At 71.9% G+C, this 20,682-nt stretch carries 29 protein-coding genes and 1 tRNA gene; 19 read left to right on the top strand and 11 right to left on the bottom strand.

Going from position 1 to position 20,682, the window contains the following annotated elements; translation table 11 throughout:
• Positions 1-114: 114 nt before the first annotated feature.
• On the bottom strand, positions 115-417 hold the full coding sequence (locus tag ACEPPI_RS12255; RefSeq protein ID WP_373915252.1) for a hypothetical protein: 303 nt from the start codon (positions 415-417) through the stop codon (positions 115-117).
• Positions 418-495: 78 nt separating this feature from the next.
• On the opposite strand from ACEPPI_RS12255, the gene ACEPPI_RS12250 reads away from it, so the two are divergent.
• Positions 496-777, top strand: a complete 282-nt coding sequence (locus tag ACEPPI_RS12250) for a hypothetical protein (protein ID WP_373915251.1) — start codon at positions 496-498, stop codon at positions 775-777.
• Here ACEPPI_RS12250 and ACEPPI_RS12245 read toward each other — a convergent pair whose 3' ends face one another.
• From ACEPPI_RS12245 to ACEPPI_RS12235, 3 genes are all read right to left on the bottom strand, one after another.
• The gene (locus ACEPPI_RS12245) at positions 778-1,197 is read right to left on the bottom strand and encodes a molybdopterin-binding protein (RefSeq protein ID WP_373915250.1); all 420 of its coding nucleotides are present in this window, start codon (positions 1,195-1,197) and stop codon (positions 778-780) included. It abuts the gene before it with no gap.
• Positions 1,198-1,338: 141 nt separating this feature from the next.
• Positions 1,339-1,527: a DUF397 domain-containing protein gene (locus ACEPPI_RS12240; protein WP_373915249.1), complete on the bottom strand. Its 189-nt coding sequence runs from the start codon at positions 1,525-1,527 to the stop codon at positions 1,339-1,341.
• Positions 1,524-2,375 (bottom strand): helix-turn-helix transcriptional regulator, encoded by an 852-nt coding sequence (locus tag ACEPPI_RS12235; protein WP_373915248.1) that lies wholly within the window; start codon positions 2,373-2,375, stop codon positions 1,524-1,526. The genes ACEPPI_RS12240 and ACEPPI_RS12235 overlap by 4 nt, the downstream gene beginning before the upstream one ends.
• 140 nt (positions 2,376-2,515) lie before the next feature.
• On the opposite strand from ACEPPI_RS12235, the gene ACEPPI_RS12230 reads away from it, so the two are divergent.
• Together ACEPPI_RS12230 and ACEPPI_RS12225 are read left to right on the top strand one after the other, a co-directional pair.
• Positions 2,516-2,881, top strand: a complete 366-nt coding sequence (locus tag ACEPPI_RS12230; protein WP_373915247.1) for an ATP-binding protein — start codon at positions 2,516-2,518, stop codon at positions 2,879-2,881.
• 100 nt (positions 2,882-2,981) lie between these two features.
• Entirely contained in the window at positions 2,982-3,695 is a 714-nt protein-coding gene (locus tag ACEPPI_RS12225; RefSeq protein WP_373915246.1) for a hypothetical protein, read from the top strand.
• Positions 3,696-3,701: 6 nt separating this feature from the next.
• Here the strand turns inward: ACEPPI_RS12225 and ACEPPI_RS12220 are convergent, their stop codons facing one another.
• Complete coding sequence (locus tag ACEPPI_RS12220; protein ID WP_373915244.1) at positions 3,702-4,184, bottom strand: hypothetical protein; 483 nt, start codon at positions 4,182-4,184, stop codon at positions 3,702-3,704.
• Between the two features lie 326 nt (positions 4,185-4,510).
• On the opposite strand from ACEPPI_RS12220, the gene ACEPPI_RS12215 reads away from it, so the two are divergent.
• Together ACEPPI_RS12215 and ACEPPI_RS12210 are read left to right on the top strand one after the other, a co-directional pair.
• Complete coding sequence (locus ACEPPI_RS12215) at positions 4,511-5,449, top strand: helix-turn-helix domain-containing protein (protein ID WP_373915243.1); 939 nt, start codon at positions 4,511-4,513, stop codon at positions 5,447-5,449.
• 14 nt (positions 5,450-5,463) lie between these two features.
• Complete coding sequence (locus tag ACEPPI_RS12210; RefSeq protein WP_373915242.1) at positions 5,464-6,210, top strand: hypothetical protein; 747 nt, start codon at positions 5,464-5,466, stop codon at positions 6,208-6,210.
• Positions 6,211-6,247: 37 nt separating this feature from the next.
• On the opposite strand, the gene ACEPPI_RS12205 is transcribed toward ACEPPI_RS12210, so the two are convergent.
• Entirely contained in the window at positions 6,248-7,072 is an 825-nt protein-coding gene (locus ACEPPI_RS12205) for a VOC family protein (RefSeq protein ID WP_373915241.1), read from the bottom strand.
• A 130-nt stretch (positions 7,073-7,202) separates the two neighbouring features.
• On the opposite strand from ACEPPI_RS12205, the gene ACEPPI_RS12200 reads away from it, so the two are divergent.
• Entirely contained in the window at positions 7,203-7,787 is a 585-nt protein-coding gene (locus ACEPPI_RS12200) for an HhH-GPD-type base excision DNA repair protein (RefSeq protein ID WP_373915240.1), read from the top strand.
• 136 nt (positions 7,788-7,923) lie between these two features.
• Positions 7,924-8,397, top strand: a complete 474-nt coding sequence (locus ACEPPI_RS12195) for a cupin domain-containing protein (protein WP_373915239.1) — start codon at positions 7,924-7,926, stop codon at positions 8,395-8,397.
• Here ACEPPI_RS12195 and opcA read toward each other — a convergent pair.
• Together opcA and ACEPPI_RS12185 are read right to left on the bottom strand one after the other, a co-directional pair.
• Positions 8,346-9,278 (bottom strand): glucose-6-phosphate dehydrogenase assembly protein OpcA, encoded by a 933-nt coding sequence (gene opcA, locus ACEPPI_RS12190; protein WP_373915238.1) that lies wholly within the window; start codon positions 9,276-9,278, stop codon positions 8,346-8,348. The two genes, ACEPPI_RS12195 and opcA, sit on opposite strands and share 52 nt — an antisense overlap.
• A gap of 101 nt (positions 9,279-9,379) precedes the next feature.
• Positions 9,380-10,951 (bottom strand): helicase HerA-like domain-containing protein, encoded by a 1,572-nt coding sequence (locus tag ACEPPI_RS12185; RefSeq protein WP_373915237.1) that lies wholly within the window; start codon positions 10,949-10,951, stop codon positions 9,380-9,382.
• Positions 10,952-11,039: 88 nt separating this feature from the next.
• Here ACEPPI_RS12185 and ACEPPI_RS12180 point away from each other — a divergent pair, with 88 nt between their 5' ends.
• Positions 11,040-11,336: a type II toxin-antitoxin system VapB family antitoxin gene (locus ACEPPI_RS12180; protein ID WP_008740979.1), complete on the top strand. Its 297-nt coding sequence runs from the start codon at positions 11,040-11,042 to the stop codon at positions 11,334-11,336.
• Positions 11,337-11,415: 79 nt separating this feature from the next.
• Complete coding sequence (locus ACEPPI_RS12175) at positions 11,416-12,090, top strand: LytR C-terminal domain-containing protein (protein WP_373915236.1); 675 nt, start codon at positions 11,416-11,418, stop codon at positions 12,088-12,090.
• A 61-nt stretch (positions 12,091-12,151) separates the two neighbouring features.
• Here ACEPPI_RS12175 and upp read toward each other — a convergent pair whose 3' ends face one another.
• Complete coding sequence (gene upp, locus ACEPPI_RS12170; RefSeq protein WP_266575412.1) at positions 12,152-12,787, bottom strand: uracil phosphoribosyltransferase; 636 nt, start codon at positions 12,785-12,787, stop codon at positions 12,152-12,154.
• 209 nt (positions 12,788-12,996) lie between these two features.
• Here upp and ACEPPI_RS12165 point away from each other — a divergent pair, with 209 nt between their 5' ends.
• A complete protein-coding gene (locus ACEPPI_RS12165) occupies positions 12,997-14,028 on the top strand; it encodes a universal stress protein (protein WP_373915235.1) in 1,032 nt (343 codons plus the stop codon).
• 27 nt (positions 14,029-14,055) lie between these two features.
• Here the strand turns inward: ACEPPI_RS12165 and ACEPPI_RS12160 are convergent, their stop codons facing one another.
• Positions 14,056-14,280 carry a hypothetical protein gene (locus tag ACEPPI_RS12160; protein WP_373915234.1) on the bottom strand — a complete coding sequence of 75 codons (225 nt, stop codon included), beginning with the start codon at positions 14,278-14,280 and terminating at the stop codon, positions 14,056-14,058.
• A gap of 288 nt (positions 14,281-14,568) precedes the next feature.
• On the opposite strand from ACEPPI_RS12160, the gene ACEPPI_RS12155 reads away from it, so the two are divergent.
• The 8 genes from ACEPPI_RS12155 to ACEPPI_RS12120 all read left to right on the top strand — a co-directional run bounded on the left by ACEPPI_RS12155 (position 14,569) and on the right by ACEPPI_RS12120 (position 19,904).
• Entirely contained in the window at positions 14,569-15,117 is a 549-nt protein-coding gene (locus ACEPPI_RS12155) for a hypothetical protein (protein ID WP_373915255.1), read from the top strand.
• Between the two features lie 62 nt (positions 15,118-15,179).
• Positions 15,180-15,608 carry a tRNA adenosine(34) deaminase TadA gene (gene tadA / locus ACEPPI_RS12150; RefSeq protein ID WP_051840298.1) on the top strand — a complete coding sequence of 143 codons (429 nt, stop codon included), beginning with the start codon at positions 15,180-15,182 and terminating at the stop codon, positions 15,606-15,608.
• 70 nt (positions 15,609-15,678) lie between these two features.
• Positions 15,679-15,763 (top strand) — tRNA-Ser (locus ACEPPI_RS12145).
• Positions 15,764-15,849: 86 nt separating this feature from the next.
• Positions 15,850-16,140 carry a hypothetical protein gene (locus ACEPPI_RS12140; RefSeq protein ID WP_356212037.1) on the top strand — a complete coding sequence of 97 codons (291 nt, stop codon included), beginning with the start codon at positions 15,850-15,852 and terminating at the stop codon, positions 16,138-16,140.
• 395 nt (positions 16,141-16,535) lie between these two features.
• On the top strand, positions 16,536-16,697 hold the full coding sequence (locus tag ACEPPI_RS12135; protein ID WP_266840481.1) for a hypothetical protein: 162 nt from the start codon (positions 16,536-16,538) through the stop codon (positions 16,695-16,697).
• A gap of 207 nt (positions 16,698-16,904) precedes the next feature.
• On the top strand, positions 16,905-17,792 hold the full coding sequence (locus ACEPPI_RS12130; RefSeq protein WP_373915233.1) for an RNA polymerase sigma factor SigF: 888 nt from the start codon (positions 16,905-16,907) through the stop codon (positions 17,790-17,792).
• A 233-nt stretch (positions 17,793-18,025) separates the two neighbouring features.
• The gene (locus tag ACEPPI_RS12125; RefSeq protein WP_373915232.1) at positions 18,026-18,874 is read left to right on the top strand and encodes an RNA polymerase sigma factor SigF; all 849 of its coding nucleotides are present in this window, start codon (positions 18,026-18,028) and stop codon (positions 18,872-18,874) included.
• A gap of 73 nt (positions 18,875-18,947) precedes the next feature.
• Positions 18,948-19,904, top strand: coding sequence for a hypothetical protein (locus ACEPPI_RS12120; protein ID WP_373915231.1), 957 nt, complete (start codon positions 18,948-18,950; stop codon positions 19,902-19,904).
• On the opposite strand, the gene ACEPPI_RS12115 is transcribed toward ACEPPI_RS12120, so the two are convergent.
• On the bottom strand, positions 19,901-20,128 hold the full coding sequence (locus ACEPPI_RS12115; RefSeq protein ID WP_373915230.1) for a hypothetical protein: 228 nt from the start codon (positions 20,126-20,128) through the stop codon (positions 19,901-19,903). The genes ACEPPI_RS12120 and ACEPPI_RS12115 overlap by 4 nt on opposite strands.
• A 103-nt stretch (positions 20,129-20,231) precedes the next feature.
• Between ACEPPI_RS12115 and ACEPPI_RS12110 the strand changes: the two genes are divergently transcribed.
• Positions 20,232-20,681, top strand: coding sequence for a MarR family winged helix-turn-helix transcriptional regulator (locus ACEPPI_RS12110; RefSeq protein WP_373915229.1), 450 nt, complete (start codon positions 20,232-20,234; stop codon positions 20,679-20,681).
• The last annotated feature ends 1 nt before the right edge of the window (position 20,682 follow it).

Below are 20,682 nucleotides of genomic sequence, written 5' to 3'. Positions count from 1 at the left end.
GTCGCACGGCCGCATGCCCTCGACTACCAACTCTCGAACAGGCACGTCATCACTCATGACAGCCACACTGCCACCCGACCACCTTGACCAAAGACATAGGGGCACCCCCCCGGCTCAGGCCCCGGCCCTGACCGCGTCGGCGAGCAGCCGGGCCGTGTCGTCTGCCGGGCCGACCAGCCGGGTGCGGGTGAGGGCGAAGGACAGCCCTCGCGCCCGGTCGGCGAAGGCGACGGAGCCGCCGCTGCCGTGGTGCCCGAAGGCGGTCACCTCCCCGCCCATCGGCGGCATGCCGAGGAAGTAGCCGAGCCCCTTGGCGTGCCGCCGCAGCAGCATCCGGCCCGTCCCCTCCACCGCCACCGCCGCGGCCGCCTCGACCCCGGCCGCGCGCCCCTCCTTCACCACCGCACGCCGTATCACCGACCGTGACCCACCTCTACCCTCGGTGACGTAAGTTGCTCACTCCGTCACGGAAGAGGCAGTCGAATGGTGCAAGGCATGGCGAAGGTTCTCGGGGCGTGCGCGGCGGCGGCGATGCTGGCGCTCACCACCCCGGGCACGGCACAGGCGGCCCAGGGGGTCCTGTTCATCGACCGCGCGCCGCACGAGAACCCCTCGGGCTGCTACCCGCTGGGCGACTTCGTCCCGTCGGAGGTCGCGAACTTCACCGACGAGGTCGCCTTCGTGTGGTCGGGCCCGAACTGCGACGGACGCGTCACCCACCCGGTCCTCCCGGGCCAGGTCACCGTGGCACGCGGCCGGAGCGTCTTCATCCATTGATCAGGCGGCCTGGAGGGACACCTCGGTCGACTTGATCAGCGCGACGACGGAGGAACCGGCGGCCAGGCCGAGGGCCTCGACGGCGTCGGCGGTGATCGCGGCGGTCAGCCCGCCGCCGTTCACGTCGACCTTGACGGAGGCCATGGCCGGCCCGGCGGCGATGTCGACGACGGTCCCGGCGATCTGGTTCCGGATGGACAGCCCCTCGACCGGCCCGGTCGCCAGGGCCACCTCGGTGGCCTTCACCAGCGCCTTGACGGAGGACCCGGCGGCGAGGCCGAGCTCCTTGACGGCGTCGAGGGTGATGGCGGCGGTGATGTCCTGACCGCCCTCCAGCCGGACCTTGACCGTCGCCATCGCCTCACCGGCGGTGACGGCGGTGACGGTTCCGGCGATCTGGTTGCGGATGCTCAGGTTCATGGGCGCTTCGACCTCTTACGTAGACACCTCGCGCGGCCCGGGACGAACCGCACGGGATCGACGCTATGCGGCCCCGCGTTGACTTTCGTTCAGCCCCTCGCATCCGCGAACCCGAACCACCCACACGGCTGGTTCCTGCGGTTATCCCAGGTCAGAGGCGTACGAAACGAAGCCGGCCCAGGCGGTGTCACTGACCGCGAAGTGAGGGCCGGGGACGCTCTTGGAGTCCCGGACGTGCACTGTGCCGGGGGTGGTGGCCACCTCGACGCAGGAATCGCCACCGGGGCCGTCGCTGTAACTGCTCTTGAACCAGTCCAGGTCGTGGATCATGTTTCTCCCAGCAAGTCCTCAATAAAGGCCCGCGACTCCCAAGGCGTGAGAGCGTCAGCCCGGATCATTCCGTATCGTAGTTCCAGGATCCGAAGCTGCTTCGGATCACTTACGGGGCGCCCGCTGAAAGCCCCTTCGGATCGCCCGGCGGCTGTCCCGTCGGGGAACTTCAGCAGCTCGATCCCGCCGTCCAGGCCTGAGTGGACCTCACAGTCCGTGGCCATCACCTGTAGAGACACATTGCGCAAGTTGCCGACCTCCAGGAGTCGTTCGAGCTGCGCACGCCAGACCATTGTGCCGCCGATCCGGCGCCGTAGCGTGGCCTCTTCCTGAACCAGGCCGATCGCCGGTGCGGGCTCCCTCTCGAACACCTTCCGCCGGGCCATGCGCGCGCGCAGGAAGCACTCCACCTCGTCCCGCGAGTAAGCGGGCTGCCGCATCTCGAACAGGGTCCTGGCGTACTCCTCGGTCTGGAGCAGACCGTGGATGTTGTGAGTCCTGTACCCCCCGATCTCAGAGGCCCTGGCCTCCATCGAGGTCAGTTTGCGGACCTGCTTGGGGTAGCAGACCTGCGCCAGGTCCTCCCTCATCGCCTTGATCAGGCCGTTGGCCCTCAGCGCCTCGTCCACCCCGTCGAGATACTCGGGTTTGGCGATCCGCTTGCCGCCCTCGACCTTGTAGACCAGGTCCTCGCTGTAGCCGATCCGCTCCGCCAGTTCCACGACCTTCATGCCCAGCGCCTCGCGCCTTGCCCTCATCTGACGCCCGAGGGCTGCGACCACCGCAGCACCCTGCTCGTCCTCGGGGTCCACGGCCCAGCTGTGCTCTTCCACACCGTCACTGTCCATCCACACCCACCTCCGCAACGCGCCTTACCCGACAGCCGGGTTGGGACAGTCCGGACAGCCTCGGACAAGCGCCGGACAGACCCTCTACGGACGGGCCGAATCACTTCACAGAACTAGCACGTCCAGCCACGCTGCGTGACATGAATGCTCATCTCCACTGCACCCTCCAGCTGTCCGCCAACCCCCGCGCAGCCCGTCTCGCCCGGCTGCTCGTCGTCGAGCAACTCCGCTCCTGGGGGCTGCCCTTCGAGGACGTCGCGCAGGTCGTCGCCGAGCTCTGCGCCAACGCCGTCACGCACGGCCGCGTCCCCGGGCGGGACTTCCGGCTGGAACTCAGCGTCATCGACGGGGGCCGCGTACGGGTCGAGGTGCACGACAGCCGGGGCGACGAGCCGCCCGGCGAGCCCCGGTACGGGCTGGCCATCGTCGATGCCCTCTCGAACCGCTGGGGCAGCTCCCGGGGACCCGTCCCACGGAAGTCCGTATGGGCCGAACTCGGCAGCTGACACGCGGTCGTTGGCCCTGACGGCGCCCCGGGACGCCTCAGGGTCGGGCGGGGGACTTCCCCGGTGCCGCCACACGGCACCCGGCGGCACCGTATGAGCCATGCAGACGACCACGCTCCGCCGCGCAGCCGCCTCCCTCGGTCTCGCCGCCGCCCTCGCCGGCCTCGCGGTGGCGCCCGCCCTCGCCGGCGAGGCGCCCTCGTACGACTTCACCGACTGCCCGGCCATCCCCGCCGGGGTCGACGCCACGCGGTGGAAGTGCGAGGTGCTCACCGCCACCGGGTCGATGCGCCTCGGCAGCCGGGACGTTCCCGAGCTGGCCCCGATGACCATCACCCACGCCGAGGGCCCGCTGCCCGACGGCACGAACGGCCAGGTCTGGGGTGCCCTGCGCGGCGGCCCGACCGCCGTCCCCGGCGGGCTCCTCGGCCACGGGCACCTCCCGCTCTCCCTCCAGCCGGAGTACGGCGGCCGGTCCGACTTCTACTCGGTCGGCGACAGCATGGGCCTGTTCACCCTGCGCTACCGCGCCGTGAGCCCCCTGCTGCCCCCGGGCTGCGTCATCGGCGGCGGCGAGGCGCCGATCGAGATCCGCCTCAAGCGGGTGGGCAAGTCCGAGTGGATCTCCAAGAACCCGCCGGTCATCAAGTTCGCCGCGACCGACACCGCCTTCACGGCCCCCGCCGCCACCGGCTGCGGCCCGCTGACCCGCCTCGTGAACGACCGCCTCGGCCTGCCCGCGCAGTCGGGCAACGCGATCACCCTGTCCGCCCTCTACACCTTCAAGACCTACGACCAGCTCCCGCCGCGCTGAGCGTGATCAGCGGACCGGGAAGGGAGCGAGGCCGAGGTCCCACCGGTCCGCCGCGTGGAGGAGCGCGGTCGTGTCCAGCCGCACCTCCACGGCGTACCCGTAGATGTCCTCTCCGTCCTCGTCCTGCCGCCACGGAGGTGCCGCCTCCAAGGACAGGTGCACCCGGAGCACCGCCCCGTCCTCGCTGCGGCCCGCGAGGCCGAAGGCCAGGACGGGCTCCAGGAAGTACTTGTCCGGAGACGGCTCACCCTCGGCATCGTCTCCGGTCACCGCCACCTTCCCCGCTGCCACCGCACGCAGCCAGGGAGCCACCTCACGCGCTTCGTCGGTCAGCAGACACGGTGAGGCGAAGGACCAACTGCCTTCGGCCGTGGTCACCGTGCCGCCGATGACCAGCCAGTTGTCGTCGTACGGGTTGGCCCCGGCCCGGGGGAACTGGTAGCGCAGCGGGCGGAGCTCGACGCTGCTCGCGTGATCACTCAAAAGCACGGACCCACCGTGTCACGGACCGTGCCGGAGCCGCCCGGCGAGGGCCCGCGGCAGCTCTCGCACCGAGGTCCGTTCCTCCACGACCCGGCCCACCCGTACGTTTCTTTTGCTTCGCAGTACCCAGGGAAAGAACCGTGCCCAACCCCTCCAGCCTCCCCGTGGAGGCGCCCCCACGCACACGGGTGAACAACTCCAACTCAGCTGGATTTGGGCCTGGTTGCCTGGCATATGCTCGCCCCGACAAGCCCCAGAAAATGAGACGGCCCCCGTCGGGACGGCAATCCCGGACGAGGGCCTGACCAAAAAGGAAGTAAGCCCGCTTCCCCATGGCTCTTCAGCAGATTAGCGCGCTACCGCGCCCGCCGTACGGCGTTCATCACTCGAACGTCCGGCACACGACCCGGTACACCGTCGTCGGCAACCACCTGATCCAGAATCCGAAGATCAGCCTCACCGCCAGGGGCCTGGGCGCGTACATCCAGTCGCTGCCGCCCGGAACGCCCATCGGCATCAAGGAACTGGCCAGGCGGGTCCCCGAGGGCGAGATCCGGATCGCCTCCGCGCTCCGCGAACTGGAGGCCCACGGCTACCTGAAGCGGGTCCGGGAGCAACTTCCCGACGGCCGCTTCGTCACCCGAACGATTTCCTACAACCACCCCAAGGCGTCCGTCGCCGCACCAACTCCCCCTCCGCCCCCGGACCCGGAACCAGCGGCCGCCCCGATGCCCGAGGCCGAGCCTGTACCCGAACCGGAGCCGGAGCCGGAGCCCGAACCGGAGCCGCAGCAGGCCGAACCACCGCCCGTACCCGCCCCGGAGCCGGACCCCGAGCCGGAGCCCCCCTCCCCCCGGCGCAGGGCGGCCATGACCCTGCTCGCCCGGCTGCGCCGCGTCGACCACCGCCTGCTCCTCGGACAGCGGGACATCGAGCGCCTCGCGGACGGCGTCGAGGTCTGGCTGGAGCGCGGCGGGAGCATGGACGGGATCACCACCGCGCTGACGGCCCGGATCCCCCACCCGCTCACCAACCCGGCCGGACTGATCGCCCACCGCCTCAGGGCGCAGCTCCCCCCGCTGCTGGAAGCGGAGTCCAGACGGGCCGCCCCCGTACGCCCGCACCCCATCCAGAACTGCACGCGCTGCGACCGCGGCTTCCGCGGCCCGGCCCCCGGCACCTGCCCGGGCTGCTCCGAGGATCCATCGCCGCCCGGGGGAGGGGACTCCGCGATATCGGTCGTGTGCGAGGGTGGGCCACCACGCATCTGAGGGGGGACGGGACCGTGCGCGCACGTCATGTCGCGGGGGCGGTGGCGGTGGCCGCCATGGCGGTACTCGGCACGTCGGCCTGCTCCGCCGGATCGCAGGCCGGATCACAGGCCGGCCCGCCGCCGTCGGCACCGTCCTCGGCCGCGCCGTCGGCCTTCGCGTCCCCGCGGGACCGGCTGCGCGACGGGCTGCTGACCCAGGCCCGACTGCCGCAGGGCTTTCGGCTGCTGACCGCAGAGGTCAACTCGACGACGACCGCCGCACCCCACGCCCCCGCCTCCACCGTCCCGATCGCGTCGATGCCGTGCTCCGAACTCGGCGTCGACTCCTTCCTGACGGCTCACGCCCGCCCCCTGGAGGACGTGGCGGTCGGGCTGGAGCAGGTACCCGACGACGACGGCTGGTTCGGACAGGAGGCCCTCGACCGGTACGCACCCGGCCGGGCGGCCGAGGTCATGGCCGACATACGCGGCGCCGCCCAGCGCTGCCCCTCCTACGCCACCGCCCTCGACAGCGGTACCACCGCGCAGGAGACCGTGTCGGTGACGGGAGCGGACGTCCCGGCGGACGACGGCCTCGTGCTCCGGATCGCGTCCACCCTGCCCGGCGATCGCGAACCGTACGTCAGCGAGCGGGCGTTCGTCCGCGAGGGCGACGTGATCCTCATGGTGCAGAAGACGATCGCGCAGAAGCCGCGGTCCGGTGTGGAGGCCGTCCTCCCGGCCGCCGTGGCCGCCTACCGCGCGGCCAGGGCGCACTGAACGGGCCCGGTCGGACCCCGGCCCGGTCGGACCCGGGTCAGCCGAACTTCGGCATCTCCCCGGACGTCGTCGTCATGTCGATCACCGCGAACGCCGCGCCCTGCGGGTCCGTGACGGCCGCGAAGCGGCCGAAGGGGCTGTCCATCGGCCCGAAGTGCAGCATCCCGCCCCGCGCCTGGGTCTTCGCGACGGCCTCGTCGCAGTCCGGGACGCCGAAGTAGACCTGGATGTAGGACGGGATCTCCGGCGGGAACTCGTCGCCCATCTTCATCCGGCCCAGCACCGGGTTCTCCTTGCCGCCCAGGCTGAAGATCTTGAAGTCCATCCCGGCCGCGTTCGGGTCGTCGCAGTCCTCACCGCCCGACTCCATCTGCTGGGACTCGTACGGGAAGACCTTCTCCAGGAACCCGTCCGCCTTGCCCGGCTCCCGGCTGAAGACCTCCGCCCAGGCGTACGCACCGGCCTCGCCGAGCTTCTCGAAACCCTTGTGCTCACCCGGCTGCCAGACGCCGAAGACCGCGCCGCTCGGCTCCTTGGCGATCGCCATCGTGCCGAAGGTGCCGACCTGCATCGGCTCCATCACCAGCTCGCCGCCCGCCGACTTGATCTTCTCGGCCGTGGCGGCCGCGTCCGGCGAGGCGAAGTACAGACACCACTGCGAGGAGGCCTCGCCCCCCGGCATCGGCGGTACGACGGCCGCGACCGCCTTCCCTCCCGAATAGGCCTGCGTGTAGTTGCCGTACTCGCTGCTGGCATCGCCGAAGGTCCAGCCCAGCACGTCGGCGTAGAACTCCTTCGCGCCCTCCACGTCGGTGAACATCGCGTCCACCCAGCACGGGGCACCCTCAGGGAAATCGGACATGGTCGATCGACTCCTGTGTCGTACTTCGTCCACTACGCATCCACTGCCTGTCGGATTCCACGCTAGGCGGGGGGTCTGACAACCGCGCGCCGACCGCGCGCGGGGGCCCGGGGCGGGGGAGGCTGGAGCCATGGACGACATCACCATCCGGCTCGCGCAGCAGCCCGAGGCCGACGCCCTCCTCTCACGGAGCCCGCTCGCCGCGCTCGTCGGGATGCTGCTGGACCAGCAGGTGCCGATGGAATGGGCGTTCTCGGGGCCTTACACGATCGCGCAGCGGCTCGGCGCCGACGACCTCGACGCGGACGCCATCGCCGCCATGGACCCCGAGGCCTTCGCGGCGCTGCTGTCGCGGAAGCCCGCCGTGCACCGGTACCCGGGGTCCATGGCCAAGCGGATCCAGCAGCTGTGCGCGTACCTGGTGGAGCACTACGGCGGGGACGCGGAGGCCGTCTGGCGGGACGCGGCGAGCGGCGCCGAGCTGCTGGGGCGGCTGAAGGCGCTGCCGGGGTTCGGGGAGCAGAAGGCGAAGATCTTCCTCGCGCTGCTGGGCAAGCGGCTGGGCGTCCGCCCCAAGGGCTGGCGGGAGGCCGCCGGGGACTACGGACGGGCGAACGTGTACCGCTCCGCGGCGGACATCACGGGGCCGGAGTCGCTGGCGAAGGTCCGGGAGTACAAGCAGGCGCAGAAGGCCGCCGCCAAGGGCACCGCGTAGGAGTGGCGACGGGTCCCGGCCGGGGCCGGACGGGAGCGGACCGGCTGACGGGAGCGGATCGGTTGACGGGGGCGGGAGTTGACAGACGGCGGTCACGGCCCCGCCCCGGGGAAGCGGCCCCGCGTAGGCTCGCGAGATGACCGACAACCTGACCCGCGCCGCCACCGCCGAGATCATTTCCGACGGCCCCGGCAGCCTGATCACGCTGCTCACCGACACCGACGAGCTCACCTGCAACACCGCGAGCTTCGAGGTCGGCGCGGCCGGTGCCCCGGTGCACTTCCACACCAAGGCCACGGAGTTCTTCCACGTCACCGACGGGCACCTCGACGTCCTCGTCGGCGACGAGGTCCACACCCTGTCCAAGGGCGACTTCATCACCATCGCCCCCGGCGTGAAGCACGCCTTCGCCCCGGCCGCCGGCAAGACGGCCGAGGTCTTCGTCGGCTTCACGCCCGGCATGGGGCGCTTCGACTACTACCGGCTCCTGGGCCGGGTCCGGGCGGGCGAGGCCACCGTGCAGGACATCATCGACAGCCAGCCCACCTACGACAACCACTACGCGGAGAGCGAGGCCTGGGCCGGCCGCACCCGCAGCGCCGAGGCGTAGACCTCGTCGGCGCCGAGCCAGCGCAGCTCCTCCGCGAGCAGCTCGGCGCTGCTGCGGATCTTGAGGGCGACCTTCCGGTCCGGCCACCCCGGCAGCACCAGCTGCGCCAGGACCCCGGCCGGCCGGTCGACCCGTAGCTCCCCGGCGGTCGTCTCCAGCCGGACCCGGGTGATGACCGGCCCGCCGGTGGCGACCCGCTCCACGGGCACCCCCAGCCGGTCCTCCAGCCAGCGCGCCAGCAGCTCGGCGCTCGCGTTGTCGGCCTCGCTCTCCACCGCCGCGCCCGTCACCGGGAGCGCCTTCTGGTCGAAGGAGGAGGCCAGCAGCGAGCGCCACGGCGTGAGCCGGGTCCAGGCCAGGTCGGTGTCCCCGGGGGCGTACGAGGCGGCGCGGCCGGCCAGTACGCCGACCGGGTCGGCGGCCGCCTGGGAGTCGGTGATGCGGCGCTGCGCGAGGCGGCCCAGGTCGTCGCGGGCCGGGTCGGCGGGGGCATCGGCGGGCCACCACGCCACCACGGGCGCGTCCGGCACCAGCAGCGGCAGCACGACCGAGCCCGCCTGCGAGGTGAGGTCGCCGTGCAGGCGCAGCAGCACGATCTCCCCGGACCCGGCGTCCGAGCCGACGCGCAGCTCGGCGTCGAGGCGGGTGCGGTGCCGCCGCTGCGGGCCGCGCGAGGTCCGCTTGATCACGGCGATGATCCGGCAGGGGTGCTCGCGGGAGGCTTCGGAGGCCGCGCGCACGGCGTCGTAGGCGTTCTCCTCGTCGGTGACCACGAGGAGCGTCAGGACCAGCCCCATCGTGGGGCTGCCGATGGCTCGGCGTGCGGCGAGCATCGCTCGGGCGATCTTGCTGGACGTGGTGTCGGTCAGTTCGGTCCGCATGCCCCGAGTCTGTCAGCGCCGGGCGGGCGTCCGGCACCCGGTTCGCTCGATTACGCCTGGACCCGTGCCCGGGACCGCGACCGGACCCGCGGCGGGCCCGGTCAGCGCCGGCGCTTGGCCGTGCCGAAGAGGGAGCGGGAGATCTCCCGGCCCAGCTGCGTGCCGACCGAGCGGGCCAGCGAGCGGAACAGTCCACTGCCCACCACCTGTTGGGCCAGCGAGGGCTCCGGTTTCGGGGCGTCGCGGGCCGCCTTCGCCGCCTCCTTGGCCTGCTTCTCGGACTCCGCCGCCGCGGCGGCCGCCTCCGCCTCGGCCTCCGCGGCCGCCTGTTCGGCGCTGATCTTCTCGTAGGCCGATTCGCGGTCCACCGGCTCCGCGTAGCGCAAGTACAGCGGGGAGGACTTCACCGCCCCGTCCAGGGCAGCCGGGTCGACCGGACCCATCAGCGACCGCGGGGCGCGCAGCCGGGTCGCGGCGACGGGCGTCGGGGCGCCGTTCTCGCTGAGCACCGTGATGACGGCCTCGCCGGTGCCGAGCCCGGTGAGCAGTTCCTCCAGGTCGTAGGCGGAGCGCGGGAAGGTCCTCACGGTGGCCTTGAGGGCCTTGGCGTCGTCGGGGGTGAAGGCGCGCAGGGCGTGCTGCACCCGGTTGCCGAGCTGCGCCAGCACGTCCGCCGGTACGTCCTTGGGGGTCTGCGTCACGAAGAACACGCCGATGCCCTTGGAGCGGATCAGGCGCACGGTCTGGGTGATGGACTCCAGGAAGGCCTTGGACGCGCCGTTGAACAGCAGGTGCGCCTCGTCGAAGAAGAAGACCAGCTTGGGCCGTTCCACGTCGCCGACCTCCGGCAGGTCGGCGTAGAGGTCGGCCAGCAGCCACATGAGGAAGGTGGAGAACAGCTGTGGTTTGTCCTGCACCGCCGGAAGTTCCAGTACGGAGACCACCCCGCGGCCGTCCGCGGAGGTGCGCAGGAACTCGCTCGTGTCGAACTCGGGCTCGCCGAAGAACTCGGTGGCGCCCTGCTGCTCGAAGGCGGTCAGGGCCCGCAGGATCACCCCGGCCGTCACCGCGGACAGTCCGCCGATTCCCTTGAGTTCGGCTTTTCCCTGGTCGGAGACGAGGAAGGCGACCACGGCCCGGAGGTCCTTGAGGTCGATGAGCTCCAGTCCCTTGCTGTCGGCGTAGTGGAAGATCAGGCCGAGGGACTGTTCCTGCGTCTGGTTGAGCTGGAGCACCTTGGACAGCAGCACCGGGCCGAAGGCCGTCACGGTCGCCCGGACGGGGATGCCGGCGCCGATCCCGCCCAGCGCGTAGAACTCGCTGGGGCAGCCGGTGGCCTCCCACTCCTGGCCGACGTCGGCGGCCCGCTCCCGGACCCGGTCGTTCTCCGTGCCGGGCGCGGAGATGCCCGAGAGGTCGCCCTTGACGTCGGCGAGGAAGACGGGCACTCCGCTCGCGGAGAGCTGTTCGGCGATCAGCTGCAGGGTCTTGGTCTTGCCGGTGCCGGTGGCTCCGGCGACCAGGCCGTGCCGGTTGAGCATGGACAGCGGGATGCGGATCTGCCGGTCGGGCAGGCAGGTGCCGTCCCAGAGCAGGGCACCGAGATCGAGCGCGGGCCCGGTGAAGGCGTACCCGGCCGCGATCTGAACGGCGGGGTCGGTGCTCTGACTCATGCATCACTCCCGAAATAGCCCTGTCCGCCACCTTTGCACCGCCGGAGCGCGGCTGCGCCCGGAGGCGCGGGCCCGGTAGGCTTTCCGTGTGATCTTCAAGCGCATCGGAAGCGGGCGGCCGTACCCCGACCACGGCAGGGAAACCACCCGGCAGTGGGCGGACGTCGCCCCGCGCCCGGTCCGGCTCGACCAGCTCGTGACGACCAAGGGGCAGCTGGACCTCGAAACGCTGCTCGCCGAGGACTCCACCTTCTACGGCGACCTCTTCGCGCACGTCGTGAAGTGGCAGGGCGACCTGTACCTGGAGGACGGGCTGCACCGCGCCGTGCGCGCGGCGCTCCAGCAGCGTCAGGTGCTGCACGCACGCGTCCTGGAAATGGACTGATTGCGCCTTTCGGGTCAGCCTTACCCGATCAACAGATCATTTAGTAGGCATCGTTCCGGTACGGCACTACGCTGCGCCCATGAGCATGCTCACTCCCCCCGGCATGGGCGGAAAGTACCGCATCACGGGAGCTGCCTACCCCCGCATGAGCCGTCCCCGGCGTCGCCGCAAGGTCGTGCTCGCCCTGCTCGGATCGGTCCTCGCGCTGGCCCTGCTCGGTTACGGGGCACTGCAGCTCATCGACGTGTTCCGAGGCGACGGCGGCAAGCGGAACGCGGCGGCCGGCAAGGACTGCCCCACGGCGTCCGCCACCCCCGTCAAGGCTGCCAAGGCCGGTAACACCGGTCCCGGCGCGGCCCCCTCGGCCACCCCCGCGGTCGCACTCCCCCAGCCCGGCCAGATCAAGGTCAACATCTACAACGCGACCCCGCGCGCGGGGCTCGCCAAGGCGGTCCGCGACGAGCTGGAGAAACGCGGCTTCGCCATCGGCCAGGTCGGCAACGCCCCCGCCGACTTCGACAAGAAGGTCCCCGGCGCCGGGATACTGGTCGGCTCCCCCAGGACCGACAAGGCGGCGTACTCCGTCCTCGCCGCCCAGCTCACCGGGGTCACCACCCAGACCGACACCCGCGAGGGCGCGGACATCGACCTGATCCTGGGCGACTCCTTCAAGGAGCTCACCCCGAAGGCGGACGCGGACAAGGCACTGGCCGCCCTGGCCAACCCGGTGCCCGCACCCGCCGGAAAGTGCTGAGGCGGGCGGCCCGGACCCACCGGCCGCCCGCCCGCCCCACCCGAATAGCGCCGTGTGCGGCCTACTCCGCCGAGCCGTACATGCGGTCGCCCGCGTCCCCCAGGCCCGGCACGATGTAGCCGTGCTCGTTGAGCCGCTCGTCCACGGCGGCCGTCACCACCGTCACCGGCGTGCCCGCAAGCTCGCGCTCCATGACCTCGACGCCCTCGGGCGCGGCCAGCAGCACCACGGCGGTCACGTCGTCGGCGCCGCGCTTGATGAGCTCCTGGATCGCGGCGACCAGCGTGCCGCCGGTGGCCAGCATCGGGTCGACCACGTAGACCTGGCGCCCGGAGAGGTCCTCGGGCATGCGCGTCGCGTACGTGGAGGCCTCCAGGGTCTCCTCGTTGCGGACCATGCCCAGGAAGCCCACCTCGGCGGTCGGCAGCAGCCGCACCATTCCGTCCAGCATGCCGAGACCGGCGCGCAGGATCGGCACGACCAGCGGACGCGGGTACGACAGCTTGACGCCGGTGGTCGGGCCGACCGGGGTCTCGATGTCCGCCTGCTCCGTGCGCACGTCGCGGGTGGCCTCGTAGGCGAGGAGCGTCACCAGCTCGTCGGCGAGCCGACGGAAGGTGGGGGAGTCGGTGCGCTTGTCGCGCAGCGTGGTGAGTTTGTGCGCCACCAAGGGGTGATCGACGACCTGCAAACGCACAACATCCTCCAAGACTCAGCCGGGCTTCGACCTGCGATCTGCGACCTGCGACCCTGCTACCTGCGAAAACGGCCGCCTGTTCGCGACCCACTGGCAAAAGGCTACGCGTTGGGAGGACCCCCGCGCGTCCCCGACGGCGCCCGCGCCGGGTATCGGCGGCCGTCGCGGCCCGACGTGCGGCGCGCCGCGTCGCCCAGCACCCTTGACTGGTGAGCAACCCACCGGTGATCGCGGCCGTCGACGGATCCGACCACAGCCTGCGGGCCCTGGAGTGGGCCCGTACGGCCGCCCTGTGCCGCGGCACCGGCCTGCTGGTCGCCCATGTACTGCCCGACACCTCCCAGTTGTATGCGGGCCGCCGCTCCTCCCTGCGCGACCCGAACCAGCCGGAGCGGTTCGCCGACCCCGTGGGCGACTACGTGCGCGGCGTCCTGGAAGCCGCCCCGGAGCTGCCCCGGGAGGTCCGCTACGAGGCCCTGGAGGGCTCCGTACCGGAAGCCCTGCGGGCCATCGCCGCCGAGGCCGCGCCGACGATGCTGGTGATGGGCTCCCGCGGGCGCGGCGGGTTCGCCACGCTGCTGCTCGGCTCCAACAGCAGGGCCGTCGCCACCACCGCGACCTGCCCCGTCGTGGTCGTCCCGCACGCGGACCGCGACGCGCCCCGGGCCGACGCGCACGCCGGGGGCCCTTCCGCCGACGGCTCGCCCGGCACGGACCCGCACGGCACCGGCCCGCGCGACACGGACCCGTACGGCGCCGGGGCCTCCGCCGGCCGGGTGGTGCTCGGGCTGCACGCCGCGGAGACGCCCGAGGACGTACTGCACTTCGCGTTCGCCGAGGCCGCCGCGCGGGGGACCACCGTCCAGGTGGTCTCCGCGTACGCCGTCCCGCCCGGACCGAACCTGGTGATCGACAGTCCCTTCCAGGTGATCCCGCCCGAGGCGCTCGCCGACGACGGGGACGCCGTACCCGCCGAACGGGAGATGCTGCGCTCCCAGACGCAGCGCCTCGCCCCGCTGCGCGCCCGCTATCCGGACGTGCCCGTCGAGCAGGCCGCGGTGCCCGGGGACGCCGCCGGACGGCTGGTGGAGGCGTCCCGGACGGCGGCCCTGGTCGTGGTGGGCCGCCACCACCCGCGCCGGCGGGCGCTGCTGATGGGATCCGTGGCGCACGCGGTCCTCCACCACGCGCACGGACCCGTGGCCGTCGTCCCGGCCCTCCGCGCCGACGAGGACGCCTGACCTGGGCCGATCCGGCGAGGGGTGGCATCAAACGCGCCGACCGGGGGAAGGTGGGAGCGGGGGGACTGCTTCGCGCCGGCGGAGGAGGACGACCGGACCAGCCGTGGGTGGTGGCCGATGCCCGACACGCAGACGAACGAGACCGACGCGAGCGACGGGAGCACCGCGAGGAACGACACCGAGGCGTACGAGGCGCCGGAGACGGCGGCGCAGCGCAGGGCGCGGCGCGCCCAGTTCCTGCGCGATCTGCACGAGGCCCGGGAACTTCGCGACCGGGTCCAGCCGCGGCGCGCCCGTGCGGCCCGGATGCGCCAGCAGATGCGGATGCGCACATTCCGTTGGTGAGCGGCCCGACGGCCCTCACCGCGACCGGCGCCGCGACACGGCCGCCGCGCCGAAGACCTCTCGCAAAGCCGCTGTTTCTGCCACGATGCCGATTGGGCGGGGTGCGGACCGGCGAGCGTCACGGCCGTTGCGGACCCCAACCTCCGGCCGGGGGGACCTCCAACCGGCACGCCTATGACCAGTGGGAGAGTCACGGTGTATTTCGCCGCACTGCTCGCGCGCACCGAAGACGGGTGGGAAGCGAGCGACCTGGAACTCGACGACGTCGAGTCCCTCAGTGATCTGATCGATCTCGCCCGTTCCGCCGCTGTCGACGACGACACGGTGGTCGCCCTCATCGAGCAGGAGGACGCCTGGTTCGGCGTCGTCCGCGTGGACGGGGAGGAGGACCCCCGGTACTACGTGTCGAACGCCTCCGCCGCCGACCGCAGCTCCTACGGCTCGATGCTGACCAAGGAGCTGCTGGGCAACGACGAGGACGACGACGACCTCGACGAACTGGACCTGGACGGTACCGAGGACGGCGAGGACGAACCGATCGCCGCGTTCACGGACGGGGACGACGACGCGGACGACGGGGTGGGATCCGGCGCCGAGCCGGTCCCGGCCGGTCCGCTCGGCGACCCCCGGCTGCTGGACGACCTCGGGGTCGGCCACAAGGAACTGATGTCCCTCGACGGAGACGCCCTCTCGGAGATCGCCGACGCCCTCGGCGCCACCGAGGTACTGGAGGCCGTCCGCTAGTGATCACCGTGCACGACACCCCGTACGACCCCGATCCCGTCCGGGATCCCTGGCGCGACCCCATGCGCCTGGCGATGGCGGAGGCCGCCCTGGCGGTACCGGCCGGCGACGTGCCGGTCGGTGCCGTCGTGCTCGGCCCGGCCGGGGAGCTCCTCGCCTCCGGCCACAACGAGCGGGAGGCCACGGGCGACCCCACGGCGCACGCCGAGGTACTGGCGCTGCGCCGGGCGGCCGCCCGGCTCGGGGAATGGCGGCTGCCGGGGTGCACCCTCGTGGTGACCCTGGAGCCGTGCGTGATGTGCGCGGGGGCGCTCGTGCAGGCGCGGGTGGCCCGGGTCGTCTACGGCGCGGGGGACGAGAAGGCGGGCGCGGCGGGGTCGCTCTGGGACCTCGTGCGCGACCGCAGGCTCAACCACCGGCCCGAGGTGATCCGCGGGGTGCTGGAGCAGGAGTGCGCGCGGCAGCTGACGGAGTTCTTCCGCGAGCTGTGAGGGGACGGTGAGGAGGGCCACTCGGGTCCGAGTTGCAAAGCACTCCCCGCCATCGGCTAGGATCTATCTCGGTAGTGTGTCCGAGTGGCCGAAGGAGCTCGCCTCGAAAGCGAGTATGGGGCAACCCATCGGGGGTTCAAATCCCTCCACTACCGCACTTGACGAGAGCCCCGGTTCGTACGAACCGGGGCTCTCGTGCATGCCCGCCGTGACCGGCCGACCGCTCGGCCGTTGTCACGGCATGAACAAGACCCAGCGCATCCTCGCCGCCATCGCCCTCGCGGGGGCCGCCGCGGGCCTCGCCGCACCCGCCGCCTCCGCCGCGGGCCTCGCCCCCCTCACCCTCCCGGACCTGCCGACGGCCACCCCGGACATGCCGGCGGGCGCCCAGCCGCGCTCGGTCCAGGAGATCGGCTCGAAGCTCAGCGCGGGGGCCAACCAGCTCAACCAGCTGATGGAGCTGCCGAACCAGCTCGCGCCCGTGATCGCACCCGTCCAGCCGATCGCGGACCTCGCCGGCGGCCTCGAATAGCCGCACTCGGACGCTGCGACGACTCGGCGCACGGCGCACGGCGCACGCGAAGAAGGCCCCGGCCGGAGCCGGGACCTTCGACGTGGGAACGGGGGAAGTGGCATCGGGGGGACAAGCCACTTCCCCCGATGAGGACGGGACCTGCCAGCCCGAGCCGCGGTCAGGGGGGGAAGCTCGCGGCTCGGACCCCGCAGTGAGGTCCTGTCCCTCGCCCACCGATTTCCTGCCAGAACCGGTGGGCTCTCCTCAATCCTGCGCCCCGCGCAACCCGGTACGCAGCGGCAAAGGGCCCGTTCCACCGGGTCATTGGTCCTTAAAGGACAGGTGAGTGCCACAACTTGACCGGTTAGACTCCACCGACTTTGCAGTACCGGTTGGGGAGGCCGACACCGTTCATGGACACCAAGAAGCTCATCACGGGCGTCCTCACCGTGTTCGTACTCTTCGTGATCATCACCCAGCCGAAGCGGGCTGCCGAGATGGTGGGAATCGGTTTCCAGGGTCTGTCGGACGCGGCCTCCGGCATCGGCGAGTTCATCACCGAACTGGTGAGCTGAACCCGTACGCTGAAGCGGTTTCCGGACTTCCCGGCCCCCCACTCCGACGGGTGGGGGGTCTTTTGTATTCCCACCGTTCGAACATAATGCCCCGATATGCCCAACTTGCCCTCAACACGGCGATATACGGTGCTTGCGCATAGTGCACCTGTCTTGTGATGCTATGACCGCTTTTGACGGATAGTTGACCGAAAGGGTGGCGTGACCGTGCCGGCCAGTACTGCGCCTCAGGTGCCACCCCAGCAGGACTCCCAGGTGCCCCACCCGCAGGAGCCCCGCGCGGAGCCGCACGAGGAACCTCCCTCCCCTCCCGTCGCCCCGCGGCCGCAGAGCCGGGGAGCCGACACCCGGGCCCTCACCCAGGTCCTCTTCGGGCAGCTGAAGGGCCTCCAGCCGGGCACCAGGGAGCACGAGCGCGTGCGCGGGGCCCTGATCGAGGCGAACCTGCCGCTCGTCCGTTACGCGGCCGCCCGCTTCCGCAGCCGCAACGAGCCGATGGAGGACGTGGTCCAGGTCGGCACCATCGGCCTGATCAACGCGATCGACCGGTTCGACCCGGAGCGCGGGGTCCAGTTCCCCACCTTCGCCATGCCCACGGTGGTCGGCGAGATCAAACGGTACTTCCGGGACAACGTCCGCACCGTCCACGTCCCGCGCCGCCTCCACGAGCTGTGGGTGCAGGTCAACGCCGCCACCGAGGACCTCACCACCCTCCACGGCCGGACCCCGACCACCCCGGAGATCGCCGAGCGGCTGCGGATCAGCGAGGACGAGGTGCTGTCCTGCATCGAGGCCGGCCGCAGCTACCACGCGACCTCGCTCGAAGCCGCCCAGGAGGGCGACGGGATGCCCGGCCTGCTCGACCGGCTCGGCTACGAGGACCCGGAGCTGGCCGGGGTCGAACACCGCGACCTCGTACGCCACCTGCTGGTGCAGCTGCCCGAGCGCGAGCAGCGGATCCTGCTCCTGCGGTACTACAACAACCTCACGCAGTCGCAGATCAGCGCCGAGCTCGGGGTTTCCCAGATGCACGTGTCGCGACTGCTCGCGAGGAGCTTCGCCCGTCTGAGATCCGCAAACAGGATCGAGGCTTAACCGGATCGGGTGGAGGCGTTCCAGCGTTTCCCTACAGAACCGGCTCATTCCGCTCGGTCGGTGGTCTGTCGCTGGAGATACTTGTCGACATGACGCTACAGCGTGTTGCCGACATGTGACATTCTGCTGGAACCGCGTTTGCCGCAGCCCCGCCTCCGGTATTCAGGTGGAGGCTGCGTTCCTCCGACGGGCGCGCAGAGAAGCGCGACCGTCCGCGACCTCAAGGGGGTGGCATGTCCGTAGACCAGGGCAGCTCCAAGGTGCTCACGCTCGTCAAGCGTGAGGTGCCGGCAGCACCCGCGGCACACAACCGCTCGGAAGCCATCGACACCCGGACCCTCTCCCGCTCCCTCTTCCGGCGACTGGCCGCACTGGACGCGGACAGCCCCGAACGGGCGTACGTACGCGACACCCTGATCGAGCTGAACCTGCCGCTGGTGCGCTACGCGGCGGCCCGGTTCCGCAGCCGCAACGAGCCGATGGAGGACATCGTCCAGGTCGGCACCATCGGCCTGATCAAGGCGATCGACCGGTTCGACTGCGAACGCGGCGTGGAGTTCCCGACGTTCGCCATGCCGACCGTCGTGGGCGAGATCAAACGATTCTTTCGAGACACTTCCTGGTCCGTCCGCGTCCCGCGCCGGCTCCAGGAGCTGCGCCTGGCGCTGACCAAGGCCAGCGACGAGCTCGCCCAGAAGCTGGACCGGTCCCCGACCGTGCCGGAACTGGCGGCCGTGCTCGGCGTCTCCGAGGAGGACGTCGTCGACGGCCTCGCCGTCGGCAACGCCTACACCGCCTCCTCGCTCGACTCGCCCTCCCCCGAGGACGAGGGCGGCGAGGGCTCGCTCGCGGACCGCCTCGGTTACGAGGACACCGCGCTCGAAGGGGTCGAGTACCGGGAGTCGCTCAAGCCGCTGCTCGCCAAACTCCCGCCCAGGGAGCGGCAGATCATCATGCTGCGCTTCTTCGCGAACATGACCCAGTCGCAGATCGGCGAGGAGGTCGGCATCTCCCAGATGCACGTCTCCCGGCTGCTGACGCGGACGCTCGCGCAGCTGCGCGTGGGCCTGATCGGGGAGTGATCCCGGGCCGGGCCCGGCACTGAGCGGAGGCCGCGGGGTTCACATTTGACATTCCGTCAGGAAAACTGGCGCGATGCGAACGGGATCCAGCGCGGCGCTCGCCCTCACCCTGTGCGCCGTGGCCGGCGCCGCCCTCGCGGGCTGCGGCGGCCCGGCACGGGAGGGCTACGTCGCCCTGGGCGCCGCCGCCCCCGGCCCCGAGCGGGGCGCCGGAGAGAACGTGGCACCCCGGGACGGGGTCGAGTTCCAGGCCCTGCCGCCCGGCGCCGCGCCCCCCGTTACGTCGCCCGGCCCGTCGGGGGACCGGCCCGGCGGGAGCTCCGCCCCGGGCGGAGCGACGACGGCGCCCCCCGGCGGCTCCGCCCCCGACCCCGGCACCCCGACCGTCCCGGACGCCCCCGGGGGCGCGGGCACGGCCGGCTCCGGCGGGGGCGGCATCCCGGGCTCGGGCACCGCGGGCGGCTCGGGGTCGGGCACCGCGGGCGGCTCGGGGTCGGGCACCGCGGGCGGCTCGGGGTCGGGCACCGCGGGCGGCTCGGGGTCGGGCACCGCGGGCGACTCAGGTGGCTCGGGCGGCCCGGGTGGCTCGGGGTCGGGTGGCTCGGGGTCGGGCGGCTCGGGCTCGGGCGGCAGTCCGACCCCACCCGGCACCCCGGGCACGCCGACCCCACCCGCCCCTCCCGGCACGAAGCCCGGCACCCCGCCGCCACCCCCGCCGGCCACCCCGGCCCGGCTCACGCTGAGCGCCCCGGCCCGCGCGGCCGCGTCCGAGCGCTGGTGCGAGCGCGTCACGGTGACCTTCACCAACACCGGCTCCACCGCCGCCCGTTCGGGAACGGTCACCTTCGCGACGCACGTCATCGGCGCGCTCGGCATCGACTGGGCCACCGTCACCACCAGCCAGCCCCTGCCCGCCCCCATCGCGGGCGGCACGTCGAGGACGCAGACCTACACGGTCTGCGTGGAGTCCTGGCGGGTCCCCCTGGGCATGCACGTGGACACCCGGAACGTCACCGCCACGTACGGCTAGCCGAAGGCCTGCCACAGGGCCACGCCGACCACGACCAGCAGGCCGAGGCCGACGGCCAGCCACAGGCCCGTCTTGGAGCCGGACTCCTTCGGACGCCGGCGCGCGCCCGGCACGGACGGGGTTCGGGCCGGCTCGGCCTCCTCCACGAACGCGCGGAACATCTGGGTGCTGCCCGCGGGGTCGTGGGCACCCTCGGGGTCAGGTGAGTTGTGGTTCGCAGCCATGACCCAGGACCCTAACGGGTTTTCCGATTCCTTTACCGCCGCACCCCCCATTTTCATTTGCCTGTAGCAACCATTCGAATCTATGGTTGCCTGAAGCAACGAGATGGAGGGCGGTCCCGTGACCACGCACGCGGCGCAGAGCACCACCCGGTACGAGGAGCTGGCCCGCCAGCTCACCAGCATCGGAGCGGTCCGCCGCGACCTGGCCCGGATCCTGCCCCCGGACTGCCCGCCCGGCGCCGCCGCCGTCCTCACCGTGCTCGACCGGCACGGCGAGATGCGGCTCAGCCGGCTCACCGAGTACATGGCCGTCGACATCTCCGTGTCGAGCCGCCACGTCGCCCACCTGGCGGCCCGCGGCTGGATCGATCGGGAGACCGACCCCGGTGACGGCCGCTGCCGGATCCTGCGCCTCACCACAGCGGGCCGCGCCGTGCTCGGCGAGCTCGGCGCCCGCTACACGGACGCGCTGGAGAAGGCGCTCGCCGACTGGTCGTCCGAAGACATCGACGCGCTCAACACCCTGCTGGCCCGACTCCGATCGAGCTTCTAGA

It is taken from the genome of Streptomyces sp. AB3(2024), assembly GCF_041862025.1.
Classification (GTDB): Bacteria; Actinomycetota; Actinomycetes; order Streptomycetales; family Streptomycetaceae; genus Streptomyces.
This window is presented reverse-complemented; position numbering and strand designations above follow the sequence as displayed.